Origin of the sequence: Pokkaliibacter plantistimulans, from assembly GCF_003194385.1 — a bacterium.
Taxonomy (GTDB): domain Bacteria; phylum Pseudomonadota; class Gammaproteobacteria; order Pseudomonadales; family Balneatricaceae; genus Pokkaliibacter; species Pokkaliibacter plantistimulans.
In genome coordinates, this window is sequence record NZ_LAPT01000001.1 from 106897 (window position 1) to 118116 (window position 11220).

Genomic DNA, 11220 nt, shown 5'->3' on the forward strand with positions numbered 1-11220 from the left:
TAGGGGCGGTTAATCAGGTGATAGCAGTACATCAGCCTCCGGCAAGTTTAACCTTGAACCCCTTGCTCTCCAGTACTTGCTGGATGACAGTGCGTTGATCACCCTGAATTTCAATCACACCATCTTTCAATGTGCCACCTGTTCCGCAGCGTTTCTTTAGCTCGGCGGCCAGTAGTTTCAGGGCTGCATCATCAAGGTCAAAGCCGTCGACAGTGGTGACGCCTTTACCGTTGCGTCCCTTGGTTTCTCGCCGAATGCGGACGATACCGTCTCCTTTGGGGCGGGCAGCAGGCGCTTTGTCCTCTTTGATTCGGCCATGTTCAGTAGAGTAAACCAACGTAGTGTCGCGGCGAGACATGATGTCCTCTTGGATGCCTGGGTATGTTTATCAGGCATGGTAACCTTGATTGTGTCGGAGGAGAAACCTTTGGACGTGAAGGAGTTAACTTGCAACGGATAGCACGGGCTGATCATGGTGCCCCAGCTCAATGGCATCCAGGACCCATGTCATCCAGGGCTGGCTATGGCTGATCAGTGCCTGATGCCAGTTGATATTCAGGAACAGGTCACCCTGACGTGGCCAGAGGACATAGGTGTGTACTCGTTCCTGCCAGTGAAATGACAACGCAGCCGCATGCAGGTAAGTGCGCTCAACCGGTGTCTGGAGCAGCGGAGCCGGGACGTTCTTAGGGTAATACAGCGTATCGCCCAGAATCGGGGAGCCGAGGCTCTTCATAGCCACACGCAGCTGATGTGTTTTACCTGTATGAGGGTAAAGGAAAAAAGCACGTAATCCGGCTCGAATGCTGGCACTGGTAAATTGGGTGATGGCAGGGTTGGTCATGGACGAAGACAGCTTCCAGCTGCCGCGACGGCCTTTTTCCATGTCTCCTTTAATCCAGCCTTGCTTCTTATTTGGGCGCTTATCGGCTAGTGCTACATAGAGCTTACGAACCAAATGGTTCTCAAACTGTGCTCCGATATGGCGTGTAAAGGCGAGGGTTTTACCGAAGATGATCAGCCCGGAAGTCACTTTGTCGAGGCGGTGTACCGGGTATAACTCTGGGAGCTGTAGATCGGCCTTCAACTGAGCAGCCAAACCTGTCTCACTTTCACTGTGGAAACTGACGCCAGGAAATTTGTTGATCAATAAAAAATCGTTAGTATCTATGAGTACTTCGTACATAGGGATCTCCAGCAAGCACTAAAGATTAGCAGACTGATTTGGTGCTCCCAAAGCTTCTGTGTTCTGGATGGCGCTGAAAGTGGCTAATCCTTCGTGAGGGGATGGGTGTCGTCTTTGGTAGACGATGTTATGGTTAGGGTCTTTCACGGAAGTTGGAATAAAGCATGGGCGGGGCCTATAACGTATTGATTGCGCGCCAACCTATTTTCGACGCAAAGTTGAGAATCTGTGGCTATGAACTGTTGTTCAGAAGTCAGCAGGATCAGCATCAGGCACTGTTTGATGATCCTGACGGTGCTACCCGTGACGTTATCATCAATAACTTCATGGCCATTTGGGATACCGGCTCGAAGAACAGGGTATTTCTCCCTGCCTATATCAATCTTGGCCGTCAGTTTATTCTTTCCCACCAGATTCCTGACTTGCCGCGTGATCAGGTAGTTCTTGAAGTCCTCGAGAATGCAGGCTTCGATCAGCTACTGTTTGACGCACTGGTGCTACTGAAAAAAGACGGATACACCCTGGCGCTGGATGATTTTGTCTATACACCTTCCAAAAAGCCTTTTGTACAGCTGGCTGACATTATCAAACTGGATGTGCTCGCTTTGGGTATTGAAGAAGTTGGGCGACAGATCGAGCTGCTGAAGCCGTTCGGGAAGCGCATCCTGGCGGAGAAAGTGGAAACAGCTGATGAGCTGGAGCAGTGCAAGGTACTGGGTTGTCATTTATTTCAGGGCTATTTTCTCAGTCGCCCAACATTAACCAAAGGTAAGCGAATTCCTGCCAGTGCATCAGTCCTGCTGCGGACGCTGGATGCCCTTTCAAAAGGGGCTGGATCGGCAGAGATTGAACAGATCATTCGTATGGATCCAGGGTTAACCTATAAGTTGCTGCGGCTCATCAACTCTGCTCAGTTTGCCTTTGTACGCGAAATCACCACAGTCCGCGAAACGGTCAACCTGTTAGGGCGGATCGCCATGAAGAAATGGCTGACGATGTTGTTGACGGTCTGTAATGAGCAATGCATCTCAGAACAGATTGTCTTGGCCCTGACGCGTGCGCGAATGTGTGAGCTGTTGGCAGAGCAGAAAGGAGAAGACACCGCAGATGCCTTTATTCTGGGCATTCTGAGCAGTCTTGAAATGCTCTACGGTGTGTCGATAAGCCAGATTCTGCAAGATCTGCCGCTGGATGAACGTCTGGCAAAAGGGATGAAAGGCGTGGGTGCTCTGGGGGAGCTGCTTCTGATTACCCGAGCTTATGAGCGGGAACAATGGAACATGGTCGAACGGCTGGCTAAAGCGCCCTACGATCCGGGTGTTGCGTACATGGAGAGTGTTGGTTGGGCTGGCAAAATGGCTGCTGGCCTCGCTTAGCTGTGCGTAATAGCACAGCATGTGTGTACTGCTGAACTATCTCACTCGCATTCGTCTTCTGGCTGAACCTGCATGACTCAGAGCAGTTCAGCCGCCTCTTCTGCCAGGGTATTTGCCTGTCGGCTCGCATATTCGGTGCAAATTACACGCAACAACGATGCAAAATTCTGTATCTCTCCTCGCCGTTGCAATACCTCCAGATAGAGGGTACTGACGAACTGAGGCGTGGATAACTGCTCGTGATGTGCTAACTGATCCAATAGTGTCCAAAACCGGCGCTCAAGGCGAAGACTTGTTACCTGCCCGTTTAGTCGTATCGATCTGCTTACAGGCTCATAGAGTGCTGGATCTGTGCTCGCATAAATATCACACATGCTGGGGCGCTCCCTCAATGCTCAGAGTGAAGTAGCTTAGCAGAACAACTGGGTAGGATCAGTGTTGAAGCAACAATGTCTGGTCGTATTCTGTGGGCGAGTGTAAATGCCCTGTCTATGGACATCTTGACTGTCATTGGTCTCGAAGGTCGAGGACGGCGGTCTTCCGGGAACAAACTTGCCATTCCCGCTTTCAGTTCCGAGATCCATGCCCCTGTTCTCGATACCGGCTGCGCTGCCACCATTCCGATCAACTGTGCCGCGATACTGATAGGCCGGTTTAAAACGGATCCGACTCGGCGGTCGATCATAGCTCACCGCCGCCTGGCTGGCTTCTCGCCGCACCACGTTATAGGCCAGCAACCATCCCTATGCCTTCTAATAAATCAGCTCGACCTTCTTGTAGTACAGCGTCACGGCACTGTACTGCCCTACCGGTAATGAAGTGAAGGCGGTTTTCCATCGGCTCTTGACCTCATAGCTTACCGCTCGGACGGTCCAGGTTTATGGCAGCGCGAGTTGCGTTCGTGGGCCTGTGGGCGAGACCTTCATGCGCAGCAGGCGATCTTGCTCGCTGTAGCGCTCCAGTTCCTCGCCTTGCGCTCGTCGGAGATTAATCAGTGTCACCGCTCTCCTGGGATGCCCGCTGGTACAGGAAGTTGGTGTCCCAGAAGCCTTTGTCAAACAGGGTTGTGGAGTGATTAAGTATGTGGGCTAAAACGTATCAGCCAGGAAGAGTTCACTGTGCCGAAAAGGGGCTGAGTGGCGCATCCAGATTGACATGCGAGTGCGCATTCATCAGTGCAACGAGCCGCAGCATCGGGAAAGGTGTCTGGCGGTTGGTTGAGCTGTTCCCGGAGCGGAAATGCTCACGCAGCGTTGGCGTATCGGGTGTCTGCAGCAAGGCCCTGTCGACGGCCAGTACCTGCAAACTGTGCCGGTCATCCTCGGGGCAACGTTACCGGTTCGTTCCTGAACGGCGCCATACCCTGCACCAGCATCAGCAAGAGCATTGGGCAATCGGCGCCGCCGAAGGGCGGCCTGGCAGGAAAGGTGGAGGGCTGACTCGATGCACTCGACGGGGATATGCTGGGTATAAGGTGCGGAAATCAGTGAATAGAGTGCCGCTCGTTCATGTCGAGCAAGCTTTGCTGAATAGGCGCAAGAGAATCCGGTATCCAGTGAAGAATACCGGATATTCTTAAGCCTCCGGGAAGGCGGTGAGCCTTAACAGGGTAGCATTATCCCATGGGGGGCTTCACAACAGTCAACTTGGCTCAGCTATCAGAAATCTTCGGCCGCATGCTCGGCGATTCTTTCTTTGGCGTGCTCGTTTTCTTCAATGATGCGGTTCAGGTCCAGAAGGATGATCAGCTCGTCATTGTGATAGCTGACACCCTGAATGAATTTTGCACTTTCCTCAGTGCCCACGTTGGGTGTGCGTTCGATTTGAGACTGGCGCAGGTAAATGACTTCGGCTACGGCATCGACCACCATGCCAACGACCTGATCCTGGAACTCCATAACCACAATACGGGTGTTGCTGGTGGACTCTGTATTTGGCAAGCCAAAGAGCACGCGTGTATCGACTACGGTGATGACGTTACCACGCAGATTGAGAATGCCCTGAATAAAGTAGGCAGACCCCGGTACGGGAGCAATTTCTGTGAAGGAGTAGGTCAGAACTTCTTTGACCTGCATTACATCGACTGCGTAGGTTTCTTCAGCAAGGTTGAATGTGGCCCACTGCATCAGTGGATCATTATTTTCAGCCTGGCTTTTTGCTTCGTTCTTTGCCATTTCGTCAGCCCGGTCACACGTTGGTTTTCTTCACGGTAGCACAGCTTGGCAGCTTGTGCCTGTATGGTGGCGTCAGCCAGTGACTTGTCGGCAGTATCCTGTGTCACTGTGTGCTGGATCAAAACCCTTGTATTTCATACAGATGAACCACTGGCTCTGCAGTATAATCCCTCCCACCTGGCCTGTTAACCGACTTTTGTACGCAAGTAATTGCGGGTAAGTGATAAACAGGTTTACGGCGGTAGAGATGAGCAATGAGTTATTGAAGTTTAATAGCCTTGATATTGCCTGATGAAAAATGTGCAACTGCGAGAGGGCAGGTTACTGTGAGCCAGACTACAGCAGAGGTTAGTTCAAATCAGCATCGCCCAGCGGTAGTTGACGTCGATATCGTCATAGTTGGTGGTGGAATGGTAGGGGCTGCTCTGGCTGCCGCCTTAGGCAATACGGCATACCGTGTGGTGGTGCTGGAGCAGCAGTTACCAGAGCCTTTTACTGCAGAACAACCCCATGATCTGCGTGTTTCTGCAATCAGTGTGGCCTCGCAGCAGCTGCTTGCTGAAGTAGGAGCATGGTCGGCGATTCTTGCCATGCGAGCTTGTCCGTATCGTCGTATGCGGGTGTGGGAAGAAGACTGGCAGTCTGGCACCCTGTTCGACAGTCACGATATTCAACGAGACTACCTTGGTCACATCATTGAAAATCGCATCGTTCAGTTGGGCCTGTGGCAAGCACTGGAGCAGTATGACAACGTCGAGGTAATCTGCCCCGCCAGTATTAACCAGATTGACTACGATGGCAGTGCTTCAACGCTGACCCTGGATGATGGGCGTAGCTTCCACACCTCACTGCTGGTGGGCGCCGATGGTGCACGCTCCCGCGTACGAGACACTGCAGGTATTGGTGTCACCGCCTGGGAATACCCCATGCATGTGCTCGTTGCCAACGTAGGCACCGTCTATAGCCAGCAGGATATTACCTGGCAGCGCTTTCGTCAGACCGGGCCAGAGGCATTTTTGCCACTGAGTGGACCCCATGCATCACTGGTCTGGTACAACACGCCGCAGAAAGTGCAGGAGCTGATGGCGATGGATATTGACAGCCTGAAAGCCGCATTCGAGCAGCATTTTCCTGCTGAGCTGGGTCAGATTGCTGCCATTGAGGGGCGGACCTGGTTCCCGCTCAAACGCCAGCATGCGCAAAGTTATGTTAAGCCCGGTATCGTTTTGATTGGAGATGCGGCACACAGTATCCACCCGCTGGCAGGGCAGGGGGTAAATCTCGGATTTATGGATGTTATGGCGCTTCGTGATGTATTGCGTGAGGCTACACCGCAATCTCTTCGTGAGGGGGCACCGCTGCAAGACTACGAAAAGCGGCGCAGACAGCCCAATTTGCTGATGATGAGCACGATGGACTTGTTCGCCAGAGCCTTTTCATCTTCCTTACCACCATTGAAACTATTGCGCATTCTGGGGCTGGGGTTGGCTGATAAAACCGGGCCGATCAAGAATAAGGTCATGAAGTACGCAATGGGGTTGAGTTCCACCCTCTGAGCACTGCTTTCTTGCCTGCAGATATGACAATGCCGACACATCGCTGCGTCGGCATTGTTATTTGGCTGTTACTGGCGCTGAATTATTCAGTGGCAGTAGCAGCAGCTTTGCTAGCGGTTTTGCTGGCAGTTTTGGTGACTTCTTTGGTGGTTTCTTTCGCCTTGTCCAGCGCGAATTTGCTGAAATCAACGAACTTGCTGAAGTCAAAGGCAGTTGAAGAGTCGGTCAGTTCAGACATCTGTTTTTCAAACAGTGCGGTGTAAGATTCACGCGCTTCAGTCATGGCAGCGACGCTTTCTTCAAAGGTATTGGTCAGACGCGCTTCCATATCCTTGGCAAACTGCACCTGCAGATCCATGGCGGCTTTGACGTCTTTGGTTTCCATCAGGGCCTGAGATTGCTTGAAGCATTTTCCGCTCAAGTCTACAAAGCAGGCGCTCTGGCAGCTGCTCAGTTTGTCAAAGGCCTTCTTGCTGATTTCCATGGCTTCAGTCATGGGCGCAAAAGTCTTTTTAAAGTCAGTAAAGTAAGCTTCGTACATGGGGCAACTCCTGTAGTTTATCGGGCTTCTCACCTATGGATTTGCGCTTGGCACTTATGCTGTTTTGTGCGTTGCACAATAAGGATGAACAGATGTTAATCGCTGTTCACAATTTAGTCAAAGCAATAGTTTGGCTAGTCAAAACATTAGTTGGCGGTAGTTTCAATATCATTGCAGATTGCCCCAGTGCCACACCCTTGGCGACTGACAGGGTCTTCAGTGCTGCACATGCACATCAAATGCCATGTGCAAATATTGATCAATTGTCAGTGTGTCACAGGGTGTTTGCCACGATATGGATCAACAATCGCTGATTATCCTGAAAGTCATCTTGGTTACAGTGGCTACCAGCTCGTGGAAAGGAGGCTGAGGTTGACAGTAGATAGCACGCAGAAATGGATACTGATCACAGGTTGCTCAACCGGCATTGGCCGTCATTGCGCTCTGGCTCTGCATCAGCAGGGATACAGCGTCATCGCCAGTTGCCGCCGACAGGAAGATGTTGAGCGTTTGCAGAAAGAGGGCCTGACGGTATTGCCACTGGATTTGCGCGACGGCCGGTCGCTGAATGAGGCGGTGGAGCAGATTCATGCACTGACAGGAGGCAAACTCTATGCACTTTTTCATAATGGTGCATACGGCCAGCCAGGGGCGCTAGAGGATCTGCCTGTCGCAGCCCTGCGAGAGCAGTTTGAAACCAATGTCTTCAGCTGGCATGAGCTGACACGTCAGTTGCTTCCCCTGCTCAAAGCCTCATCAGACGCAAGGCTGATCTACAACAGCTCGGTGCTGGGCGAGGTGGCCATGCCGCTACGAGGCGCGTATGTGGCCAGTAAGTTTGCCATTGAAGGGATGGCAGATACCCTGCGACTGGAACTGGCTGATACCAGCGTCAAGGTCGTGCTGATTGAGCCCGGTCCGATTCAGAGTCAGTTTCGTGATAATGCCTATCAGGCATTCATGCGTCATATCGATAAGAACAACAGCCGCTTCTCGGCCACCTATGACAATATGATCGCGCGTTTGCAGCGTGACGGGTTGAATGACAAGTTCACTCTGGGGCCTGAAGCGGTGCTGGAAGTGCTGGAAAGTGCACTGACGGCAACGAATCCGAGGCCTCGCTATCGTGTTACCCGCCCGGCAAGAGTGTTGCCCTGGTTGAAACGGCTGCTGCCGACCCGTATGTTGGATAAATTGCTATTAAAGGCCGCTGATTGAGACTGTAAGCACAGTTTGCTGGCCTGACAGAACTGACTGGTTGTAATGGTGTGTGCCGTTACTGAGTTTTTGCTGTACGCCCTGACGGTAACAATGATCAGAGGCAGTGCAGCGTTGTCTGGATGAAACTAAATGATGAAGACACACTCCGCCTTCCGCCTAATCCGGCAGACGCCCATTGCGTCCTTGGGAATTGAAGTTGCCGAGTTCGAACACCTTCAGACCGGTAGCATGCACTACCACATTGCCAGCGATAACGAAGAAAACGTCTTCATGGTGGCATTTCGCACCATGCCCATGGACTCCACCGGCGTAGCACATATTCTGGAGCATACGGCCCTGTGCGGCAGCGAACGCTACCCGGTGCGTGATCCGTTCTTCATGATGACCCGCCGCTCACTCAATACCTTCATGAATGCCTTTACCAGCAGTGACTGGACGGCGTATCCCTTTGCCAGTCAGAACAAGAAAGACTTCAACAATCTGCTGGATGTCTATCTGGATGCGGCCTTCTTCTCTCGTCTTGACCCCCTCGACTTTGCTCAGGAAGGCCATCGTCTGGAGTTTGCCGAAGCGGAAAATCCGGAGTCGGCACTGGAATACAAAGGTGTGGTCTTCAACGAGATGAAAGGGGCCATGAGTTCGCCGGTCAGCACGCTGTGGCAGACCCTGACGAAGTACCTGTTCCCGACGGCGACCTATCACTACAACAGCGGCGGTGAGCCTGCCTGCATTCCTGATCTTAGCTATGAAGAGCTGCTGGCCTTCTATAAGCGCCACTATCATCCCACCAATGCCGTGTTCATGACCTTCGGTAACATCGACCCGTATGAACACCAGGAAAAGATGCATGAGCAGGCGCTGAAGCGCTTCGACAGGCTGGATGACAAGCTGGAAGTGAAGGATGAGAAACGTTACTTCGCGCCCATCATCGTTGAAGAAGCCTATGCCTGTAATGAAGACGACCTGCACAATCAGACTCATTTGGTCATGGGCTGGCTGCTGGGCTCCAGCATCAATCTCTATGATTCATTAAAGGCCAATCTGCTCAGTAAGGTACTGCTTGATCACAGTGCCTCGCCCCTGCGCCATGCGCTGGAAACCTGTGGTCTGGGCCAGTCACCATCTCCACTTTGCGGACTGGAAGACTCCAACCGCGAGATTAGTTTCATGTGTGGCCTCGAGGGCAGTAACCCTGAGCAGGCGGCGGCTTTTGAACAGCTGGTACTGGACACCCTGCAGAAACTGGCCGATCAGGGCGTGGATCAGGATCAGGTCGATGCCGCACTGCATCAGCTGGAGTTGAGTCAGCGTGAAATTGGTGGCGATGGCTATCCCTATGGCCTGCAACTGGGGCTGGGGCTGTTGTCCAGTGCCATTCACCGTGGTGATCCCATTGCGCTGCTGGATTTGGATCCGGTACTGGAGCGTCTGCGTGAGGATGTCAAAGACAGTCAGTTCATCCCAGGTCTGATCAATAAACTGCTGCTCAACAACCCGCACCGGGTACGTCTGACGCTGCGTCCTGATGCCAAACTGGCGGAACGTCGCGAACAGGCTGAAAAAGACACGCTGGCCGAGATCAAGGCTGGCCTGACTGACGAACAGAAAGCCAAGCTGGTTGCTCAGGCCAAAGCGCTGCAAGAGCGTCAGGATCAGATCGACGATGCGGACATTCTGCCCAAGGTGACCCTGCAGGATGTGCCTGCTGATATGAAGGAAGTGGTGGGCATCGCTCATCAGCAACCCGTGCGCGTGACCAGCTATGATCGTGGTACCAACGGCATTGTTTACCAGCAGGTGGTGCTGCCCCTGCCCGAACTGAATCAGGAGCAGCTGAGTCTGCTGCCTTACTACGTTGGCAGCGTGGCAGAGCTGGGCGTGGGCCAGAAAGACTATATGGAAATGCAGGCCCGGCAGGCACAGGTCAGCGGTGGCCTGAGCGTATACACCTCGCTGCGCGCCAACATCAGCGATCCGTCACAGCTGGGTGCCTATCTGGTCATCAGTGGCAAGGCACTGGCCCGTAATCATCAGGCACTGGATGAGCTGATGCTGGATACCTTCCAGCATGTACGTTTCGACGAACACCAGCGTATTCGAGAGCTGATCGCACAGCGCAGTTCGCGCAAGCGTCAGAGTGTGACGGGCAGTGGTCATTCACTGGCCATGCTGGCGTCTGCGGCGGTATTCAGCCCCGGTGCGCGTCTGGCTCACGTCAACTCGGGTCTGGAAGGGATTCGCTTTATTCAGCAACTGGACAAGAAGCTGGCGGACGAAGGCCAGATGCAGGAACTGACAGGCACCTTTGCAGCGCTCCATCAGCGCTTTGCCGAACAGGCACGGCAGGTGGTGCTGGTCGCTGAAGGGGAGCGACTGGAAGAGTGTATCGCTCGTCTCAGCCCGCGGTGGTATGTTGCAGGCGATATACAGTCTGGTCACTGGCAGCCACAGCTGGCGGATGTCGCCAGACTGCAGGCGTGGAAAGTAAACACTCAGGTGAACTTCTGTGCCAAAGCCTATCCCACAGTGCATTCAGGTCACGCGGATGCACCCATCCTGACCGTACTGGGCGAGTATCTGCGGAACGGCTTCCTGCACCGTGTTATTCGCGAGCAGGGTGGTGCCTATGGTGGTGGTGCAGGTCATGATGCAGGCAATGGCGTGTTCCGTTTTTACTCCTATCGTGATCCGCGCAATCTGGCAACGCTGGCAGACTTTGACCGCGCCATTGACTGGGTGCTCAGCAGCCCCATTGATCAGGCCAAGCTGGAAGAAGCGGTGCTGGGCGTGGTCAGTTCGCTGGATAAACCCGGCTCGCCCGCAGGCGAAGCCATCCAGACCTTCCACAATCTGTTGCATGGACGTACTCAGGAGCAGCGTAAACTGTTCCGTCAGCGTGTGCTGGAAACCACCGCAGCAGATCTGCGTCGTGTCACAGAAACTTATCTGCAGATCGACAAGGCCAGTGCTGCCGTGGTGACCCACGAGCAGGGGCAGAAGCAACTGCAGGAAGCAGGCTTCAGCGCCTTCTCACTGTGAGTGCTTGATGGTCTTGCCTAACAGGCTGTTGAAAATCTATCTGCGTTGCAGAATACCGCGTCAAAAACAGGCTCAAAATGCTCATTTAGCTCACTAAACTCCGCTTTTTCGCCTGTTTTTTCCTTGT

9 protein-coding genes and 1 pseudogene are annotated in these 11220 nt (G+C 53.2%); 4 read left to right on the forward strand and 6 right to left on the reverse strand.

The annotated features are described in order from the left end of the window. Positions 1-31: 31 nt before the first annotated feature. Positions 32-358: a stress response translation initiation inhibitor YciH gene (yciH, locus tag WH50_RS00485; RefSeq protein WP_110185552.1), complete on the reverse strand. Its 327-nt coding sequence runs from the start codon at positions 356-358 to the stop codon at positions 32-34. A gap of 84 nt (positions 359-442) precedes the next feature. Next, the gene (locus WH50_RS00490) at positions 443-1186 is read right to left on the reverse strand and encodes a TIGR01621 family pseudouridine synthase (protein WP_207780112.1); all 744 of its coding nucleotides are present in this window, start codon (positions 1184-1186) and stop codon (positions 443-445) included. Between the two features lie 164 nt (positions 1187-1350). On the opposite strand from WH50_RS00490, the gene WH50_RS00495 reads away from it, so the two are divergent. Then, positions 1351-2562, forward strand: a complete 1212-nt coding sequence (locus tag WH50_RS00495; RefSeq protein ID WP_110185553.1) for an EAL and HDOD domain-containing protein — start codon at positions 1351-1353, stop codon at positions 2560-2562. Between the two features lie 77 nt (positions 2563-2639). Here the strand turns inward: WH50_RS00495 and WH50_RS00500 are convergent, their stop codons facing one another. The 3 genes and pseudogenes from WH50_RS00500 to WH50_RS00510 all read right to left on the reverse strand — a co-directional run bounded on the left by WH50_RS00500 (position 2640) and on the right by WH50_RS00510 (position 4736). Continuing rightward, positions 2640-2936: a ribbon-helix-helix domain-containing protein gene (locus tag WH50_RS00500; protein ID WP_110185554.1), complete on the reverse strand. Its 297-nt coding sequence runs from the start codon at positions 2934-2936 to the stop codon at positions 2640-2642. A gap of 110 nt (positions 2937-3046) precedes the next feature. Next, positions 3047-4093: pseudogene (locus tag WH50_RS00505) on the reverse strand (transposase domain-containing protein); the annotation flags it as partial. A 127-nt stretch (positions 4094-4220) separates the two neighbouring features. After that, the gene (locus tag WH50_RS00510) at positions 4221-4736 is read right to left on the reverse strand and encodes a chemotaxis protein CheW (protein ID WP_104151539.1); all 516 of its coding nucleotides are present in this window, start codon (positions 4734-4736) and stop codon (positions 4221-4223) included. A gap of 326 nt (positions 4737-5062) precedes the next feature. On the opposite strand from WH50_RS00510, the gene WH50_RS00515 reads away from it, so the two are divergent. Next, entirely contained in the window at positions 5063-6292 is a 1230-nt protein-coding gene (locus tag WH50_RS00515) for an FAD-dependent monooxygenase (RefSeq protein WP_243409927.1), read from the forward strand. Positions 6293-6374: 82 nt separating this feature from the next. Here the strand turns inward: WH50_RS00515 and WH50_RS00520 are convergent, their stop codons facing one another. After that, positions 6375-6833, reverse strand: coding sequence for a phasin family protein (locus WH50_RS00520; protein WP_104151537.1), 459 nt, complete (start codon positions 6831-6833; stop codon positions 6375-6377). A gap of 372 nt (positions 6834-7205) precedes the next feature. Between WH50_RS00520 and WH50_RS00525 the strand changes: the two genes are divergently transcribed. Beyond that, on the forward strand, positions 7206-8051 hold the full coding sequence (locus WH50_RS00525; protein WP_243409928.1) for an SDR family NAD(P)-dependent oxidoreductase: 846 nt from the start codon (positions 7206-7208) through the stop codon (positions 8049-8051). Positions 8052-8183: 132 nt separating this feature from the next. Beyond that, positions 8184-11093 carry an insulinase family protein gene (locus WH50_RS00530; RefSeq protein ID WP_110185556.1) on the forward strand — a complete coding sequence of 970 codons (2910 nt, stop codon included), beginning with the start codon at positions 8184-8186 and terminating at the stop codon, positions 11091-11093. Positions 11094-11220: the final 127 nt, after the last annotated feature.